Below are 17,384 nucleotides of genomic sequence, written 5' to 3' on the forward strand. Positions count from 1 at the left end.
TCGTTTCCCCTTTCACCGTCTTTTTAATATTGGTTTCGTCTAACCTTTGGTTGGATCGGACAAAGCAAACATGATTTCGCCTTCGGCAACCACCTTGTCGTCAACCTTCGCGACCGCATGGCCTTTGCCGATGCTCCCTTTCAATCGGGTGATTTCCACTTCCAGACGGAGCGTATCGCCCGGAACGACTTGTCCTCTGAAACGGAATCCGTCAAGGCCGGCCAAAAAACCTATTTTGCCCTTATTGCTTTCTTCCTGCAAAATCGCCGCAGCCCCTACCTGAGCGAGCGCTTCGGTAATAAGAACGCCCGGCATTACCGGATATTCCGGAAAATGGCCAATAAAAAACGGCTCGTTGATCGTCACGTTTTTAATGCCGACCGCACGTTTGCCGACCTCCATTTCCACGATCCGATCCACCAGCAAAAACGGGGGACGGTGAGGGATAATCTCCTGGATTTCTTTAACGTTAAGCACGAGTATCAATTCTCCTTCCAAAAGTGGGTTGAGCCGATGGGCGCCGCTACCGCCTGCGCCTAAACGGCGTTTCTAACCTCTATCATTGCATAAAAACATAAATATACGGAAAAAACTATACGTATCCTTCACCAACTGCAGAAGTGAAGGTTCAGATAAGGGGCTTTCTCCATCAAGCCGCAGTCGATTGGCGCGGCCCGGAGAGGGCCCTTTTGGGCGTTCTCAAGTCCCCCATCATTATACATTTTCCGAGCAAAAAAAGAAAACTCCCACGGACGAACGAAGGAGTTTTCTGTCACTCTGTTGCAATGTTTCGCCCTTTAAGGAGCAAAAACCAAATCGATGACATGCTGCCATGTCTCCCACTTGAACACGTCGGACAAGCTTTGCTTGCCGATGACGACGTATCCGACAATCATCCCGCCGACCAGCGCAAGCAGCAGAAACAGCGGAATCATCCAGCGTATGACAATTCTCCAGCGTGCCGTTTTTTTCCTGGCAGGCTTCGTCCCGTCATCCGGTTTCCCGTCCTGCTTGCCTTCGGCATCGTTTGTATGCCGTACCCTCGCCAAACGATCGGTTGGCTTATTCGTATCGCTCATAGCCGCTTCCACCTAACCCCGCATATTATTGGCCAGGCTCATCATCGTATCGCTGGAAGCAATGGCCCGGGCCGCCAACTGATACGCGCGCTGCATTTGCATCATATCGGTAATTTGGCCCATGTAATCCACGTTGGATTGTTCGAGATACCCGGAACGGATCGACGTATCCTTCGGCAGGCCTCCTGCTGCCGGTACTTCAAACACCTGATTTTCGTTTAAGCTCGCCGGAACGACAAACAGGTTGCCGTCCATTTGCTGAAGCTCATCTTCGCGCAGCGGCTTCAGCACTTTAAGCGTGCCTGCCGTCGTGATGGCGCCGCCTCGATCGACCAGAACTTTGCCTTGAGGGTCAATGGCCACTTTCGCCTTATCGGACACCCGGATATGCTGGTTTTTGTCGTTTAACACGAAATAGCCTTGGTTATTGACCAGCACCATCGATCCCGGAACGCCCGGATCCGGAACAAAATGGAAGGCGCCTTCCCGCGTGTACGCCCGTCTGCCGCCCGCTTCGACCGCAAACATGCCTTCCCCCTCGATCGCCAGATCCATCGGCTGGTTCGTCTGTTCCAGCGGTCCTTGCGACACATCACGGAAAACGTCGCCCGTACGGACGCCGAAGCCGGTCGTATATCCCAGCTGCGAAAATCTTCCCTGCTGCTTGAAGTCCTTCGGCTGCTGCATCACGGAAGTCAGCGTATCCTCGAACGTGGTATCCTTTTGTTTGTATCCCACCGTATCCAGGTTCGCGATATTGTCGGCAATGACATCCAGTTTGCGTTGAATCCCGTTCATCGACACCATCGCGCTGATCATGGAGTTGTTCATGTTAGACCTCCCTTAACCCTCATATCCGCTTTATACCCTGCCGACCTCGTTGACGGCTTTTTCCAAGCTTTTATCGTAAAACTGAATCACTTTCTGATTGGCCTCGTACGCGCGCAGCGCCGTATTCATATCGACCATGACCTCGGACGCGTTGACGTTCGAGCTCTCGATATAGTGCTGGCGTACCTCAACGCGGTCCGTTCCGCCGACGGGACGGACGCCGGCCTCTTGCGGATCGTCGATCCGGAATACGCCGTTTCCTTCGCGGACCATCTGATAAGGTTGTCCCACGACCGCCACGCCCAGCCGCGCCCCGCGCGCTCCGGTGGCCGGATTCAGGACGTATCCCTGCTCGTCCACTTTAAAACGGTCTGCAGGGCCTGTCAATACGATCGGCCGATTATTGCTATCCAATACCTGGTATCCTTCCTGGGTCAGCAGGCTGCCGTCAAGGGCGACTTTAAAGCTGCCGTCCTTCGTATACCGGAGTTCTCCGTTTTGATCCTGCACCGTAAAGAAAGCTTCAGGCTTGTAAAAAACTTCACCGTCCGCATTCACGTATTTGCCGGAGCCGTCAAACCGGATCGGTTGCCCGGTGGCCGGATCGGTCATTTCCATATCGGACACGAGCGCAAAATCGGTCGGTTTGCTGCTTTCCCGAATGACGCCCTGCTGATATATCGACAACGCCTCTTCCGCAAAAACCCCCGTGTTCAGCTTGCCGATCCTGGTTGCCGGGACATCGCTTGCGCCGCCGACCATCGACAGCAGCATTTCCGGAAACGAACGCGCTACGCTGTTCACCTGTTTGTAGCCCGGGGTATTGATATTCGCTAAATTTTGAACCGCCGTATCATGCCGGCTTTCCTGGGTCAGCATGCCGGCGGCTGCCGTGTACAATCCTCTAATCATTGAGCGGGAGCCCCCTTTTCCTGGTGGTGCATATCCGTAAACGAGCCCGACGGCCCGTGATCCTATACCTTTTTATCGGACGCTCAGACCGTTTTCTTAACCACCTTGTCCAAATTGTCCAGCATGATGCCCGTCCCTTTGACGACGCAATGCATCGGATCTTCGGCAATCAATACCGGAACGCGGAGTTCTTCGGAAAGAAGCTCGTCCAGTCCGTTCAGCAGCGCTCCCCCGCCTGTCAATATGACGCCGCGGTCGATAATGTCCGCCGACAATTCGGGCGGTGTCCGTTCCAAAACCGACTTGGCTGCAGCGACGATGGAGGAAACGGGCTCCCACAGCGCCTCCTGGACCTCGTCCGACGAAATGGTGACCGTGAGCGGAAGTCCCGAAACCATGTCGCGCCCGCGAATATCCATTTCATCCTTGCGTCCCCCCGGACGCACCGTGCCGATCTTGATTTTGATATCCTCGGAAGTACGCTCGCCGATCAACAGTTTATATTTGTTTTTGATATATTTTACGATGGACTCGTCAAACTTGTCCCCCGCCATTTTAATAGAAGAAGCCGTTACGATGTCGCCCATGGAAAGCACGGCCACATCCGTCGTGCCGCCGCCGATGTCGACGACCATATTGCCGCTCGGTTCGAAAATGTCCATGCCGGCTCCGATCGCCGCGGCCTTCGGTTCCTCTTCCAAAAAGACGTCCCTGGCCCCGCTGCGCTCGGCCGCCTCGCGGATAGCCTTCTGTTCGACTGACGTGATGTTGGTCGGCGCGCAAATCAGGATGCGGGGGCGGCTGCTCCAGCCGCGTGCACCCACACGTCCGATAAAATATTTCAGCATCGCCTCGGTGATGGCAAAATCCGCAATGACCCCGTCGCGAAGCGGACGGATGGCCACGATGTTGCCCGGCGTGCGTCCCACCATCCGGCGGGCGTCCTCGCCGACGGCAAGCACCTTTTTCGTATCGCTTTCAATCGTTACTACGGAAGGTTCGTCAAGGATAACCCCCTTCCCTTTGACATGGATCAGAACGTTAGCCGTACCTAAATCAATTCCAATATCCTTGCTAAACATCATGAAAAGAGCCCCCAAAGTCATATTTTATGGTAAAAGAGTCCCTGAGCCTTAAGAAGTCCCTTTTCGACAAGATGCGGCAGGAATTATGTATATAGGGAAGCAGGGATCACATTTTTCGACCTCATACCATCTTTTAACATATCATACTTCAGGGGACGGATTCAATGGTTTAAGGCGCTTTTGGACCAGCCAATCGTTACGATTTGGCCGACGCCACGGCTTCGCGTTTTTTCGTCTTTTTGTATTTGATTTTTGTCGCTTCCCCTCCCCGTAGATGACGGATCGACTTATGGTATTCGAGTATGTGTTTGACCTGGTCAGCCAGATCAGGATTGATTTCCGGCAGCCGCTCGGTCAAGTCCTTATGCACAGTGCTTTTTGATACGCCAAATTCCTTGGCTATAGTCCGGACCGTGTGCTTCGTTTCCACGATACAACGTCCAATCTTAATAGTCCGTTCCTTGATGTAATCGTGCACGTTCCCGCCTCCCTACTGTGGATAGTTTGGTACATTATATGAGGGGCGTGCCTATATATTCGCGCTTTGGAGGGCTGACAAGCTCCTTTAGGCCTATTTATTTTTCGCTGCATGCAAAAAACCTAAGGAAAACGGGGCCTTGGTTCGAAGCCGACCGAGCGCTTTGCCGGGCTTCGGAAAAGGATCATCGTCCCGGTTCCCCATAAAAGCTCCGCTGTACGAAGGACCGGCATGAAACGCCAAGCAAAGGAATGGACGAAAAAAAGGCAGGGGATTTCCCTGCCTTTCCTCATGCTTTAATTATTTTTTGGGAAGAAGCTCTTCCGGATTGACCGGCGCTCCTTTTTCACGCACTTCGAAGTGCAGGTGGTTGCCCAGGTCTTTTTCGAGTTCGCTGCGGCCGGCCGTACCGATCGTATCGCCCTGCTTCACCGTGTCGCCTTCTTTGACTTTGGCGTCGGAAAGGGATTGATACACCGTTTGGACGTCGTTGTCATGCGTAATTTCGATGACCGTGCCGGTGAGCGGCGGATTCAGCTCCACGCGGGTGACTTTGCCCCCGAGCGCTGCTTTGACTTCGAAAGCTTTGTCGTCCTCGCGTCCGAGATCGACCCCGACGTTCGGCATAAACGTGTCATTGTACTGCACCATGGCTGCCTGATTGTTTTCCGGCGTTCCATCTTCTTCAAAAAACGGCTTCACGACTTTGATTTCCTTGGCATCGGCCACCGGCCATGCCATGTCTTCGACGGTTGCGGTCACTTCAACGGCTTTGTCTTGTTTGGCGTCCTTGCCGGTTTCGCCAGCAGCAGGCGCGTTTGCGGTTTCCGACACTTTAGCAGGGTCTTGCGGAAGGTTCTTCATGCTGGCATCCTGGTAGACCCAAACTAAGGTTAGTATAATTGCTGCTGCGGCCACGTAAGCTGCCGGGTATACCCACCGTTTGGACAACAGCTTTTTCCATGCAGACGGCTGGTTTACCAGCTCTCCCTGTGATTTTTTAGGAGTTTCTCCATGGTTTTGACTACTTTTGTTTTGTTCATTCATATGGTTATCACCTCAGTAATCATTGTTACCGGGGTCAAACCTTTTATACGTATCTCTTATATTATTTTTGAAAAAAATCTATCGGCCCATTTTCGGAGTCTCACTTTACAAAATCGGAAGCTTTCGAAAATTGGACGCCGGTATAATAATGTTTCAGGATTTGCGTGGCGGTGTATCCTTCCTTCGCCATGCCTTCCGCCCCCCACTGGCTCATGCCTACGCCATGGCCGTACCCGTACGTCGTAATCAACACGTCGCTGCCGGAAGTCTTCCAACTGAATTCGCTGGAGCGCAGCCCTAGTTTTTCTCTCACTTCGCGGCCGGTGAACGTTTCGCCCCCGATCGAAATCTCTTTGATCCGATGCCCTTCGGTCGTTGATAGGATTTGGATAAAAGGCCGGTGTTCTCCCGTCACTGAAGCCGGAACCGCCTTGTCCGCCAATCCGAGCTTGGTCAAAAAATCCTTGATACTCATCTGAACGGTCTCTTTGTAACCCGGCGCCTGCTCGTCCCATGGACTGGCGACGCTGCGCAGGTACGGGATGCTCTGGCTCCAGTAGTCTTCGGAATTTTCGGTGTATCCGTTGCCGGTAGAGAAAAATGAAGCGGTGATCGGTTTACCGTTATAAGTCATGATCGTGTTGCGGCTTTCTTCCACCGCCCGTTTCAGCTTCGCCAGCTCCTCGGGTTTTTCCTTCCATTTGGCCGCCAGCTCGGCCTGGGAAATGTAAGCCTGGTGGGTTACCGTATCGGTCACGTCCGCCTGCAAACCGGGGACGCCGCTTTTATCCCCGTCCGCGAGCCTGCGGACAATAAAGGTGCGAGCCGCGACCGCTTGCGCCTTAAGCGCTTCAAGGTCGAATTCGGCGGGCATTTCCGCCGCGACGACACCAACGACGTAATCTTCGAGCGACAGCTTCTCCACCTGGCCCGTCTTCGTTAAATAGACGGACACCTGCGGCTGTGCCGTCTGCTGCGGCACAACCGGGGCGGCCGGCGCGGGGATCGGCGCCGGCGCGGGATCCGGCTTTTGGTGCGTTGCCACCACAAGCGCCGGGATGAGCAGCGCCAGCGTCAGCAGCCCGCCCGCCCACATGGCGGCGGGGCGGAGCCTGCGGGCGCTGCCCGGCCCCTGCGGCCGCCAGGCTTTGCCGCGGCCGCGCGCGGGCGGCGGCGGGGCCCATGGCCGCCGCCCGGGCTCCTGCCGGGGGCTGGCGGCCGGGCTGCGCTCCCGGCCGCCCTCCTGATGTATCGTATGCTCCGGCTCCGCAGCTTGGCGGCGCTGCCCGACGGAAACTCTGATTTGCGTGCGAGGATCGTTCATATTCTTTCAACCTCCATTGGTTCGGATCAACCGCTATTGGTAGAATGTCATCGGCATTCGGCTTGCGTAAGGGATTGTGGTCGGATTCCTCCAGCTATTTCGCCTCTCAACAATCCCGATACGTATAGTTATGACCCCAATTTGGATGATAGAACTCCTTTTTAAGAGAAAAGAAGATTCATATGCCCCGAACATAACGGCACGTTCATGCAGAAAACCGCAGCTTCACCCGATCGTCGCACGCATCGCATACATGGTTTCTTCCGCTTGCAGCTTCTCTTCTATATTGAAGAAACGGGAGACGAGAATTCTGCAAAACGATCGAAACGCAAAAAAGGCCGAACCCTCACGGGCCCGGCCTTCTTCCCAAAAACACGTACTTTATGTTTTGTTCCAGTCCAAGTTCTTGCTCGATTCCAGTACAATGTTATTTTTTACTTCATTTAATAAGAAATAAAAACAGTTATACCCAAGTCGGCTGGACTTTGAATAGAGGAACCTCTTCTTCCAGCTCCACTTTTTTCTTCGCCGGTTCAAGCACCGGCTCGTCGACGGAAACGCGCCAAATATCGGCGCCAAGCGCAGACAGCTTCTCCGCCAGATCCACGTATCCGCGGTCAATGTGATGCGTTCCGCTTACTTCGGTCGTCCCCTCGGAAACGAGGCCCGCCAAGATAAGCGCGGCACCGGCACGCAAATCCGTTGCGCATACTTTGGCGCCTTTCAGGTTGGCTCCGCCCGTTACGATGGCCGAGCGGCCTTCAACCTTGATTTCCGCATTCATGAGCTGGAATTCGTCCACATGCATGAACCGGTTCTCGAACACCGTCTCGGTGACGACGCTCGTTCCTTCCGATTTAAGCAGCAGCGCCATCATTTGCGCCTGCATGTCGGTAGGGAATCCTGGATAAGGCAGGGTTTTGATGTCGACTGCTTTCAGCGGATGGTTCGCCGTTACGCGGATTCCGTTTTCGTCGGTTTCGATCGTGACGCCCATCTCCTCCATTTTGGAGATGACCGGACCAAGATGGTCCGCAATCGCGCCTTCCACGTACACGTCGCCGCCGGTGATCGCCGCAGCGACCATAAACGTGCCGGCTTCGATCCGGTCCGGAATGACCGTATGTTCCGTGCCGTGCAGCTTCTCGACGCCTTCGATCCGGATCACGCCCGTACCCGCGCCGCGAACTTTGGCGCCCATGCCGTTCAGGTAGTTTGCCAAATCGACAATTTCCGGCTCTTTTGCCGCATTTTCGATGATGGTTACCCCTTCCGCCAGGGTAGCTGCCATCATAATATTTTCAGTAGCGCCTACGCTTGCCACATCCAAATAGATTTTAGCCCCGCGCAGTCTGCCGTTGATTTTCGCTTCAATATAACCTTGCCCGAGACTGATCTCGGCGCCCAAAGCTTCAAATCCCTTCAAGTGCTGGTCAATCGGTCTCGTTCCAATGGCGCAGCCGCCCGGCAAGGAAATCCGCGTATGCCCCATTCTAGCAAGCAAGGGACCCATAACCAGGAAAGACGCACGCATTTTTCGCACCCATTCGTAAGGCGCTTCGCAAGAGGAAATAGCTTGGGCATCAACCCTCATTACATTGTTGTCGTATGTAATGCCTGCACCTATGGATTCCAACACTTTGCTGATTGTAATTACATCGTCAAGAGGAGGTGCGTCATGAATGACGCTTACTCCTTCTTCCCCAAGAAGAGAGGCAGCGATGATCGGAAGAACTGAATTTTTTGCTCCGCTGACTTTCACGCTTCCGGTCAGTTTATTGCCACCGCGGACGATAAATTTGCTCATCATGATTCCCTCCGCGTCCATTTTTTTCCGCAAATTCTGTATTTATTAGAAAACACATTGTGAATTCCCTAACCTCCATCTTAACACCGACCATTTCAAGGATACAAGCGTTTTTTGACGAATGAGGCCCAGAACACAGCTTGGTTTGTGTCTTAAGACCTACTTTCAATTTGGCCGAATCATTTCATGAATACGGAGGGATACCGATGTGCGCCGAATCTGCAATGTCAGACCCCGGGCAGCCGATACGAAAGGGGGGTTAGAACAAGCTATAAATCCCGTTATACTCATTGTTGACATAAAAAAATGTTATTATTCGACAAGTTTTCCGTTCATTCGACTTCCTGTCTTGCAGGATAACCTAATGGGGTTATAACCACATACCGTCAAGTTAAAACATGTATTTGATCATTTGGCTCCAGTTCAAGTAATCCAGCAGGAATTTCGCGACGAAATGTCCCAAAATAATGGCCAGCAGCAAATGCAGCAGTTTGCCTTGGGGACTCTTCGGAAACCGGATGAACAAATCCAGCTTTAAATTTTGCAGAGCCCACCAAGACAGTCCAATGCAGACCAGCGAGACAATCATCGAGATCAAGCCCATTACGCCCAAACTGCCGACCAGGTTATTTGCAAAATTGGAATCCATGGCTACTCCACCTTTCCTGTAGGATTTGCTTCCGCAAAGGTTCGACTGAACTATTATATAATACTTGGCTTTGGTTCAAGAATCCAGCTTCAAAACCGTAATTTTTCGAAAACTTTCAATCCAAAAAAAGGAATACCTTTTTTAGATCAAAAGAGAACGGCTTTCTTTTGCTTCTCCACATTCGTCATTTCCTCGGAAATATATTTGAAAAAGGATAAAAAATCCTATATATTCGCGCTTTTCGACACAAGAGGCATCGTTTTCTCCTAAATCCAATTCCAATATGAAGTTTGCATTCTATAAATCACCAAAACAAGCAACCTCTTATTTCCGTTTTCATGTCAATCCAAGCTAAAACAGGAACATTCAGGGCGAGGCTCAAATTGGTTTTGGCACCTGAACAGGAAGAATCGGGCATATGATCCGTCTTAGACAGGCCCCATAGGCAAAGGTAAGCCCTGTTACAAACAGGCGTCCTCGATAACTTTCCCGCATATCATACGCTTCGGTCATTTAAAAACCCGCCTCAAAACCTATGAGACGGGCTGAACAGCTTATTTATTTGTTGTTGCTATGAACATTGATCCGGTTGATCGCCTTTTGCAAGGCCAATTCCGCACGGCGATAATCGATTTCGGCCTGCTTGTCAGCATTGGCCAAACGGCGTTCCGCACGTTCCTTAGCGGCTTGCGCACGCTGCAAATCGATTTCTTCGGCTGCTTCGGCACTTTCCGCCAGCACAACCACTTTGTCTTTGCGGACTTCCACAAAGCCGCCGTTCACCGCAATTTGACTGGTTTTATTGCCAGTTTTGATGGTAAGCGGAGCGACCTGAAGTGGGGTTACCATCGGAATGTGTCCCGGCAAGATGCCGAGATCGCCTTCCACACCCCGAACCGTCAGGCTTTCTACCTCTCCGGAATATGCCAAGTGATCCGGCGTCACAATTTCCAATATAAAGGTACTCACTTTCATCCCTCCTGAACAGCTCTCACCGGAAGCTTAACGCCCCCGCGCAGGACTTATTCCAGTGTTTTTGCTTTTTCTACCGCTTCTTCAATCGTTCCTACAAAGAGGAAAGCTGCTTCAGGAAGATCATCGTGTTTACCATCGAGGATTTCTTTGAAACTGCGGACCGTTTCTTTTACAGGCACGTAAGTACCCGGCATGCCGTTAAATGCTTCCGCAACGTGGAACGGTTGAGACAAGAAGCGTTGTACTTTACGGGCACGCGCTACGATCAGCTTGTCTTCTTCGCTCAATTCATCCATACCGAGGATCGCGATAATATCTTGAAGCTCGTTATAGCGGGCAAGAAGCTGCTTAACGCCTTGAGCAACGTTGTAGTGCTCTTCGCCTACGATTTCAGGCGTCAAAATCCGGGAGCTCGAAGCGAGCGGATCCACCGCCGGGTAAATACCCATCTCGGAAATTTTACGCTCCAGGTTGGTCGTTGCGTCCAAGTGGGCGAATGTCGTTGCCGGAGCCGGGTCGGTATAGTCATCCGCAGGAACGTAAATCGCCTGGATGGACGTTACGGAACCTTTTTTCGTGGATGTGATACGCTCTTGCAGCTGACCCATTTCCGTTGCCAGCGTAGGCTGGTAACCTACGGCCGAAGGCATGCGGCCGAGCAAAGCGGATACTTCGGAACCGGCCTGCGTAAAGCGGAAAATGTTGTCGATGAAGAGCAACACGTCTTTGCCTTCTTGGTCACGGAAATATTCGGCCATCGTCAAACCTGTCAACGCAACGCGAAGACGCGCGCCCGGAGGCTCGTTCATTTGTCCGAAAACCATCGCCGTTTTCGAGATAACGCCGGAATCGCTCATTTCATGGTACAAGTCGTTACCTTCACGGGTACGTTCGCCGACGCCCGCGAATACGGAAATACCGCCGTGTTCTTGCGCGATGTTGTGGATCAATTCCTGGATGGCGACGGTTTTACCTACGCCCGCGCCTCCGAAGAGACCGATCTTACCGCCTTTTTGGTAAGGAGCCAACAAGTCGATAACTTTAATCCCCGTTTCAAGCATTTCGGCTTGCGTGGACAATTCATCATATTTTGGAGCTTCACGGTGAATCGGGCTGGTTACTTCCGTAGAAACGTCTCCCGCCTCATCGATCGGCTTTCCGAGTACGTTAAATACGCGGCCAAGCGTCGCGCTTCCTACCGGCACGGTAATTGGAGCGCCAAGGTCGACGGCTTCCATGCCGCGAACCAGACCATCCGTGGAGGACATGGCGATGCAGCGTACCATGTTGTCGCCAAGATGGTTTGAAGCTTCCAGGGTCAGGTCGATTTGGCGTCCGCCAGCGACAGTGCCCTCAATTTTGATCGCATTGTAGATTTCCGGAAGTTGACCTCTTTCGAACTCGATGTCGACAACCGCACCCATAATGCTGACTACGCGTCCTTTGTTCATCTTTTTTGTTCCCTCCTACAAGTCTGCTTCTATGCAAACCTTCATCGTAAGCTGCTGGCAGCTTTACGCCAAAATCCGTTCATGGTTTGTCATTTGGTACAAAAACGTTCTACTTATGCCTGAGCGTTCGCTCCGGCCACGATCTCGGTAATCTCCTGAGTAATGGCAGCCTGACGGGCACGGTTGTACGTAAGCGTCAATTCGTTGATCAGCTTGGTTGCGTTTTTCGTTGCAGCGCCCATCGCCGTCATTTTCGATCCGAGCTCACTCGCCTTACCGTCGAGCAGCGCGCTGAAGATCAGCGTTTCGGCATATCTTGGCAGAAGCGCCTCGAGCACGGCTTCCGGAGAAGGCTCGTATTCGTAGCTTGCCGTTACGCCGGTCGACTGCGTTTCCATGTTTTCCATCGGCAGGAGCTGATTTACTTCAGGGATTTGAGTCAGTGCGTTCACGAAACGGTTGTAGCAGATAAACAGTTCGTCGATTTTGGACTCTTCAAACTGACGTACCGCTGCATAAGCGATGGATTTGATATCCGAGAAGGAAGGCGTATCGGACAGATCCGTAACCTCCTCGACAACCGGCATTTCGCGGCGGCGGAAGTAGTCACGGCCTTTGCGCCCGATAACGAAAATCACGTATTCGTCCTTGGACTTGTGCTTCTCTTTAATCGTGGACATCACTGCTTTCAAAATGTTCGAGTTATACCCGCCGCAAAGACCGCGATCCGAGGTGATTACCAGATAACCGGTCTTTTTCACAGGGCGTTTTTCGAACATCGGATGCTTGATGCCTTTCGTACCGGAAGCGATGCTGGACACCACTTCTTTCAGCTTATCGGAGTAAGGACGGGCATGCTGCGCCATCTCCTGGGCTCTTCTCAGCTTGGAGGCGGCGACCATTTCCATCGCTTTCGTGATTTGCTTCGTACCTTGAATACTCTTGATCTGACGTTTGATTTCACGCAATCCTCTTGCCATGTTTTCACCACCTTCAAGCTTTGGCGAAGCCAAAGCTAACTTCGTAAGCATAAGCTAAACTTTGGCGGAGCCAAAGTTACTTCGTAAGCATTTTGCTAGCTATAGCCAAGCCGGTCATAACAGCATTTATCCGTTTTTTGGCCCAGGACCGGAGGCTGTATTCCCGCGCCTTCGGAACCTGTGCCAAAGCATGTTCGCATTCATTGAAAAAGATGAATCCGAGCCTTGCGGCCCGGTTCATGTTATGACTTACGCCGTCACAGCAAAGCCTCTCTTGAATTTCGCGATGGCATCCTTCAAGGCTGCTTCGTTGTCAGCGACAAGATCTTTGGTGTCGCGAATGGACGCCAGAATTTCCGGATGGTTGCTTTCCAGGAACGCCAGGAATTCTTTTTCGAAGCGGCGGATGTCGCTCACCGGAATGTCGTCCAGATGGCCTCTGACAGCCGTATACAAGCTCGCTACCTGCTGCTCGACTTTGAGCGGCTGGTTAACGCCCTGCTTCAGGATTTCCATCAGTCTGGCACCGCGGTTGAGGCGGGCAAGCGTGGATTTATCCAAATCGGAACCAAATTGCGAGAACGCTTGAAGCTCACGGTATTGGGCAAGGTCGAGCTTCATACCGCCGGCAACCTTTTTCATCGCTTTGATTTGAGCGGAGCTACCTACGCGGGATACGGAGATACCCACGTTGATCGCCGGACGTTGGCCGGCATAGAAGAGCTCGGACTCCAGGAAGATCTGACCGTCCGTAATCGAGATGACGTTCGTCGGAATGTAAGCCGATACGTCGGAAGCTTGCGTTTCGATGAACGGCAGCGCGGTCAAGGAACCGCCGCCGAGCGCGTCGCTCAGCTTCGCTGCGCGTTCCAGCAAGCGGGAATGCAGGTAGAATACGTCACCAGGATAAGCTTCGCGGCCTGGAGGACGTTTGAGCAGCAAGGAAAGTTCGCGGTATGCCGCTGCTTGTTTGGACAAGTCATCATAGATGATCAGGGCATGCTCGCCTTTGTACATGAAATATTCGCCCATTGCGCAGCCGGCGTAAGGAGCGATGTACAAGAGCGGGGACGGCTCGGAAGCCGACGCCGTAACGACGATCGTGTATTCCAGGGCGCCATGGCGGCGAAGGTTTTCTACGACGTGAGCAACCGTGGATTGCTTTTGGCCGATCGCAACGTAAATACATTTTACGCCGTTGCCTTTTTGGTTGATGATCGTGTCGATCGCGATTTGCGTTTTACCGGTTTGACGGTCGCCGATGATGAGCTCGCGCTGGCCGCGGCCGATCGGTACCATGGCGTCGATCGCTTTGATACCGGTTTGCATCGGTTCATGTACCGATTTACGGTCGATAACGCCCGGAGCGTTGTTTTCTACAGGACGGAATTCGGATGCTTCGATAGGTCCTTTGCCGTCGAGAGGTTGACCAAGCGGGTTCACGACGCGTCCGAGCAGCGCTTCGCCTACGGGAACCTGCATGATGCGCCCGGTACGTTTCACTTGGTCGCCTTCTTTGATTTCCGTGTAAGGTCCGAGGATAACGACACCTACGTTGCTTTCTTCCAAGTTCAGCGCAAGGCCTACGACACCGTTCTCGAATTCCACGAGCTCGCCGGCCATGACGTTGTCGATCCCGTGAACGCGGGCAATACCGTCACTAACTTGAATAACGGTACCGACTTCGGATACCTCGATCTCTGATTTATATTGTTCAATTTGACTTTTAATCAGCGTACTGATTTCTTCAGGTCTGATACTCAAGTGTCTTCACCCCTATCTACTGTGCTAGTCTGTTAAAAGACTTTTCAAGCCGTTCCAGCTTCCCTGCCAGACTTCCGTCATACAGCTTGTCGCCGATGATGACTTTTACGCCGCCGAGCAGGCTTTTATCGATCACGTTCGTCACGCGGATTTTTTTGTTGGCCAAAGCTCCAAATTGTGCAGCAACGGTCCCTTTTTCCTGCTCACTCAGCGGATAAGTGGAGTACACTGTCGCATCCGCAATTCCGAGGCTTTCACCTTCGATCCGGATATAGCTTTCCAGAAGATCCGGGAGGATATCAGCTCTGCCCCGCTCAATGAGCAGTTCTACGGTATTGATGACCGGCTGGGATACTTTTTCTTGAAGGGCTTTTTTCAGCACATCCAGTTTTACTGTCACGGAAATGTTGGGTGTAGAGATAAACTGCTGCACGTCGTTGTCTTGCGCGATGGCTTCCACGACGGCTTTCAGCTCCTGCTCCACTTCCAGCGTCTTCTGCTGCCCTGCAGCCACTTCAAACAGCGCCTTTGCGTAACGCTTGGCTGCTATCGTTTCCCGGCTCATGGTCTGCCCCCTACCTCTTTAAGGTATTGGTCCACCAGTTCTTCCTGCACGCCTTCGCTGCTGACTTCCTTCTCAAGCAGCTTGGAAGCGATCTTCACGGAAACGGCGCCCACTTCGTTGCGCAGCTCCTGAACCGCCTTGTTCTTTTCGCTGGCGATGTCGCGGACGGCTTCTTCTTTGATGCGGGCCGCTTCTTCCTTCGCCTGCGCCATCAACTGGTCGGCCTGTTTGCTGCTCGTTTGCTTGGATTGTTCGATAATCTCGTATGCTTCCTTGCGAGCCGCCTCGAGGGCTTTCTTCTGCTCCTCTACGTAAGCGACTGCCTGATCGCGGGTTTGCGCAGCTTCGTTCATCTGCGACATCACCAGCTCACGGCGTTTTTCCATGATGGAAAAGAGCGGTCCGAAAGCATATTTGTTGAGAAGCAGGTACAAAATCACAAATGCGATCAACGCGAGTATAAAAGACGGGATGTTAATACTCAATCTTAGTCACTCCTTTCCGGTGCACGTGCACTGCCGTTCACTCTCGTTTACGAAAGACCATAATTCTCACGGCTAAAAAGAAGGCGCGGATGGCCGTGGCCTTCCCCGCCAAACCCTGCTTGTGTTAAATTAAGCTCCTGCGTAGAACAAGAACGCGAGTACGACACCGATGATTGGAAGTGCTTCGACCAGACCAACACCGATAAACATCGTCGTTTGCAGAGTGGATTTTGCTTCTGGTTGACGAGCGATCCCTTCAACCGTTTTAGATACGATCAAACCGTTACCGATACCTGCGCCAAGCGCGCCCAAACCTACTGCGATAGCAGCTGCCAAAAATGCCCAAACTCCCATTTGTAAATCCTCCTTAGAGATGTGTATTTTGTTTGTATTTATGTTGAGTTAAGTGAAGCCTTACTCCAAGCTTAACTTTGAAGCTAATGTTCGTCATGCGACTCGATCATTTGCGAGATGTACACCATCGTCAGGATCGTAAATACGAAGGCCTGGATCGCGCCGACGAAAATACTGAATCCTTGCCATACCACGAGTCCGAGCGCCGAAGCCACCCAGCCCGCCGCGCCAAGCGCAGTCAGTTTCAGCAATACCGAAATGAGCACCTCGCCCGCAAAGATGTTACCGAATAGACGCATGCCCTGCGTGAGCAGTTTCGCGAACTGTTCGATGACGTTGATCGGGAAGAAGAACCAGTATGGCTGAAAATAGTGTTTGAAATAATTCTTCGTATTTTTCGTGATGCCGAGGAAATGCGACAACAGGAAAACGATCAACGCGAGCGCCATCGTCACGGAAGCGTCGGCCGTCGGGGATTTCCACCAAGCGACTCCAACTTCCTCCAGTTCCGGATTTTTCTCGAAGGCCTCTTTTACGGAGACGATCTCCTTGCCGAAAATGTGCGCATGTTCGGCGCCGTGATAGTCGGTTACGATACCAAACGGCAAGCCTAGCAAGTTCGCTACGAAGATAAACATGATGAAAGTGAGACCAAGGGACAGAAAATGCTTCCCTTTTTTCCAGTCCATCGTGCTTGAAATCAGATTTTGAACGAATTCAACTGCCCATTCCATGAAGTTTTGCAGTTTGCCCGGATTTTCGACAGACAAATTTCGAGTTGCCAGTTTCGCGATGACAAACACGATCACGCATGTCACAATGAGCATGAGAACGATGGAAAGGTCAATTGGAATGCCGCCCAATTCAATAATCGGTGATTCATGCATATTTTTCTCACCCCTTTCTCAGTTGAGCAATCTACTCTTCTTTGCGAGACAATCGAATTCCTATAAATAAGAGAAGGAACTGCGATAAGATCAGGGTAGCTGCGACAGCGTACAAATTAAACGTTTCCGGCTTCTGATAGGCGAGTATGACGGCCAGCACGCTTACCGCTGCGCGGGTCAAGAACCCCATGTTCACTCTTTTGCTTTCTCCGTTTGCGACCGCATCGGTCACCTTCTGCACCTTATAGCCCAGATAGAAGCTATTCAGCAGGCTGACGGTAGCGCCAAGCACCATCCCGAGCGCAATGCTCTTGTAATCGGGAAAGAAAGCAGCACCCAAAAAGCATAGGGCAAGAAAATAAAGCGTGGTTCTGGTCAATACCCTGCGGTATTTCCATATTTCATTCATCACTTTCCCCCAGGACTGCCTTGGTGATTATAAAAACGCTTACGCCGCCGATAAGGAGTCCGAATAGAACGCCGAAAGCGATCCAAAGTCCGGGCCCTCCCAAGATCTTGTCCAGCCAGGAGCCCAAATAAAAGCCCCCTAAAGTACACGCTGCCAGATCAATTCCGATTGCGCTTGCAAGTCCGATATATTTCATTGGGGTTGCAACGTTTTTATTGGTTTTACGCGGCTTTTCAGGTTTACTCATTATAGTCCACCCTCATAATCCCTGTTCATTTTACTGAATGTCACAAGAGTTTGTC

At 52.1% G+C, this 17,384-nt stretch carries 20 protein-coding genes; all 20 read right to left on the bottom strand.

Going from position 1 to position 17,384, the window contains the following annotated elements; genetic code table 11:
- Positions 1-39 precede the first annotated feature (39 nt).
- Entirely contained in the window at positions 40-477 is a 438-nt protein-coding gene (fabZ, locus tag MKY58_RS25350) for a 3-hydroxyacyl-ACP dehydratase FabZ (protein ID WP_036715052.1), read from the bottom strand.
- A gap of 320 nt (positions 478-797) precedes the next feature.
- Positions 798-950, bottom strand: coding sequence for a DNA-directed RNA polymerase subunit beta (locus MKY58_RS25355; RefSeq protein ID WP_339325247.1), 153 nt, complete (start codon positions 948-950; stop codon positions 798-800).
- Positions 951-1,091: 141 nt separating this feature from the next.
- Positions 1,092-1,910, bottom strand: coding sequence for a flagellar hook-basal body protein (locus MKY58_RS25360; protein ID WP_339322567.1), 819 nt, complete (start codon positions 1,908-1,910; stop codon positions 1,092-1,094).
- A gap of 30 nt (positions 1,911-1,940) precedes the next feature.
- Entirely contained in the window at positions 1,941-2,822 is an 882-nt protein-coding gene (locus MKY58_RS25365; RefSeq protein ID WP_339322568.1) for a flagellar hook-basal body protein, read from the bottom strand.
- Positions 2,823-2,905: 83 nt separating this feature from the next.
- Positions 2,906-3,904 carry a rod shape-determining protein gene (locus tag MKY58_RS25370; RefSeq protein WP_036715062.1) on the bottom strand — a complete coding sequence of 333 codons (999 nt, stop codon included), beginning with the start codon at positions 3,902-3,904 and terminating at the stop codon, positions 2,906-2,908.
- 199 nt (positions 3,905-4,103) lie between these two features.
- Positions 4,104-4,385 carry a sporulation transcriptional regulator SpoIIID gene (spoIIID, locus tag MKY58_RS25375; protein WP_036715046.1) on the bottom strand — a complete coding sequence of 94 codons (282 nt, stop codon included), beginning with the start codon at positions 4,383-4,385 and terminating at the stop codon, positions 4,104-4,106.
- Positions 4,386-4,685: 300 nt separating this feature from the next.
- On the bottom strand, positions 4,686-5,432 hold the full coding sequence (locus MKY58_RS25380; protein WP_339322569.1) for a M23 family metallopeptidase: 747 nt from the start codon (positions 5,430-5,432) through the stop codon (positions 4,686-4,688).
- 100 nt (positions 5,433-5,532) lie between these two features.
- Complete coding sequence (spoIID, locus tag MKY58_RS25385; RefSeq protein WP_339325248.1) at positions 5,533-6,528, bottom strand: stage II sporulation protein D; 996 nt, start codon at positions 6,526-6,528, stop codon at positions 5,533-5,535.
- 691 nt (positions 6,529-7,219) lie between these two features.
- Positions 7,220-8,563, bottom strand: coding sequence for a UDP-N-acetylglucosamine 1-carboxyvinyltransferase (gene murA / locus MKY58_RS25390; RefSeq protein ID WP_212949800.1), 1,344 nt, complete (start codon positions 8,561-8,563; stop codon positions 7,220-7,222).
- Positions 8,564-8,954: 391 nt separating this feature from the next.
- Positions 8,955-9,212, bottom strand: coding sequence for a DUF1146 family protein (locus MKY58_RS25395; protein ID WP_339322570.1), 258 nt, complete (start codon positions 9,210-9,212; stop codon positions 8,955-8,957).
- Positions 9,213-9,770: 558 nt separating this feature from the next.
- Positions 9,771-10,181, bottom strand: a complete 411-nt coding sequence (locus tag MKY58_RS25400; RefSeq protein ID WP_036706408.1) for a F0F1 ATP synthase subunit epsilon — start codon at positions 10,179-10,181, stop codon at positions 9,771-9,773.
- 53 nt (positions 10,182-10,234) lie between these two features.
- Complete coding sequence (atpD, locus tag MKY58_RS25405; RefSeq protein WP_212949798.1) at positions 10,235-11,638, bottom strand: F0F1 ATP synthase subunit beta; 1,404 nt, start codon at positions 11,636-11,638, stop codon at positions 10,235-10,237.
- A 113-nt stretch (positions 11,639-11,751) separates the two neighbouring features.
- Entirely contained in the window at positions 11,752-12,618 is an 867-nt protein-coding gene (gene atpG, locus MKY58_RS25410; protein WP_036706404.1) for an ATP synthase F1 subunit gamma, read from the bottom strand.
- 249 nt (positions 12,619-12,867) lie between these two features.
- Complete coding sequence (gene atpA / locus MKY58_RS25415; RefSeq protein ID WP_036706402.1) at positions 12,868-14,382, bottom strand: F0F1 ATP synthase subunit alpha; 1,515 nt, start codon at positions 14,380-14,382, stop codon at positions 12,868-12,870.
- Positions 14,383-14,398: 16 nt separating this feature from the next.
- A complete protein-coding gene (locus tag MKY58_RS25420) occupies positions 14,399-14,947 on the bottom strand; it encodes a F0F1 ATP synthase subunit delta (protein ID WP_036706400.1) in 549 nt (182 codons plus the stop codon).
- Complete coding sequence (gene atpF, locus MKY58_RS25425) at positions 14,944-15,432, bottom strand: F0F1 ATP synthase subunit B (RefSeq protein ID WP_212949796.1); 489 nt, start codon at positions 15,430-15,432, stop codon at positions 14,944-14,946. Before atpF ends, MKY58_RS25420 begins: the two co-directional genes overlap by 4 nt.
- A 129-nt stretch (positions 15,433-15,561) precedes the next feature.
- The gene (gene atpE, locus MKY58_RS25430; RefSeq protein ID WP_036706394.1) at positions 15,562-15,786 is read right to left on the bottom strand and encodes a F0F1 ATP synthase subunit C; all 225 of its coding nucleotides are present in this window, start codon (positions 15,784-15,786) and stop codon (positions 15,562-15,564) included.
- 83 nt (positions 15,787-15,869) lie between these two features.
- The gene (atpB, locus tag MKY58_RS25435; RefSeq protein WP_212949794.1) at positions 15,870-16,673 is read right to left on the bottom strand and encodes a F0F1 ATP synthase subunit A; all 804 of its coding nucleotides are present in this window, start codon (positions 16,671-16,673) and stop codon (positions 15,870-15,872) included.
- Positions 16,674-16,704: 31 nt separating this feature from the next.
- The gene (locus tag MKY58_RS25440; RefSeq protein ID WP_212949792.1) at positions 16,705-17,082 is read right to left on the bottom strand and encodes an ATP synthase subunit I; all 378 of its coding nucleotides are present in this window, start codon (positions 17,080-17,082) and stop codon (positions 16,705-16,707) included.
- Positions 17,075-17,329: an AtpZ/AtpI family protein gene (locus MKY58_RS25445; RefSeq protein ID WP_036706388.1), complete on the bottom strand. Its 255-nt coding sequence runs from the start codon at positions 17,327-17,329 to the stop codon at positions 17,075-17,077. The genes MKY58_RS25440 and MKY58_RS25445 overlap by 8 nt, the downstream gene beginning before the upstream one ends.
- Between the last annotated feature and the right edge of the window lie 55 nt (positions 17,330-17,384).

Source organism: Paenibacillus sp. FSL W8-0194 (genome assembly GCF_037969745.1).
Classification (GTDB): domain Bacteria; phylum Bacillota; class Bacilli; order Paenibacillales; family Paenibacillaceae; genus Paenibacillus_AQ; species Paenibacillus_AQ cookii.

Bases quoted from the DNA above. Each gene is read 5' to 3' on its own strand.
- MKY58_RS25360 (WP_339322567.1), bottom strand. From the start codon at position 1,910: ATGAACAACTCCATGATCAGCGCGATGGTGTCGATGAACGGGATTCAA.
- MKY58_RS25365 (WP_339322568.1), bottom strand. From the start codon at position 2,822: ATGATTAGAGGATTGTACACGGCAGCCGCCGGCATGCTGACCCAGGAA.
- MKY58_RS25370 (WP_036715062.1), bottom strand. From the start codon at position 3,904: ATGTTTAGCAAGGATATTGGAATTGATTTAGGTACGGCTAACGTTCTG.
- MKY58_RS25380 (WP_339322569.1), bottom strand. From the start codon at position 5,432: ATGAATGAACAAAACAAAAGTAGTCAAAACCATGGAGAAACTCCTAAA.
- spoIID (WP_339325248.1), bottom strand. From the start codon at position 6,528: ATGTGGGCGGGCGGGCTGCTGACGCTGGCGCTGCTCATCCCGGCGCTT.
- murA (WP_212949800.1), bottom strand. From the start codon at position 8,563: ATGAGCAAATTTATCGTCCGCGGTGGCAATAAACTGACCGGAAGCGTG.
- MKY58_RS25395 (WP_339322570.1), bottom strand. From the start codon at position 9,212: ATGGATTCCAATTTTGCAAATAACCTGGTCGGCAGTTTGGGCGTAATG.
- atpD (WP_212949798.1), bottom strand. From the start codon at position 11,638: ATGAACAAAGGACGCGTAGTCAGCATTATGGGTGCGGTTGTCGACATC.
- atpG (WP_036706404.1), bottom strand. From the start codon at position 12,618: ATGGCAAGAGGATTGCGTGAAATCAAACGTCAGATCAAGAGTATTCAA.
- MKY58_RS25420 (WP_036706400.1), bottom strand. From the start codon at position 14,947: ATGAGCCGGGAAACGATAGCAGCCAAGCGTTACGCAAAGGCGCTGTTT.
- atpE (WP_036706394.1), bottom strand. From the start codon at position 15,786: ATGGGAGTTTGGGCATTTTTGGCAGCTGCTATCGCAGTAGGTTTGGGC.
- atpB (WP_212949794.1), bottom strand. From the start codon at position 16,673: ATGCATGAATCACCGATTATTGAATTGGGCGGCATTCCAATTGACCTT.
- MKY58_RS25440 (WP_212949792.1), bottom strand. From the start codon at position 17,082: ATGAATGAAATATGGAAATACCGCAGGGTATTGACCAGAACCACGCTT.
- MKY58_RS25445 (WP_036706388.1), bottom strand. From the start codon at position 17,329: ATGAGTAAACCTGAAAAGCCGCGTAAAACCAATAAAAACGTTGCAACC.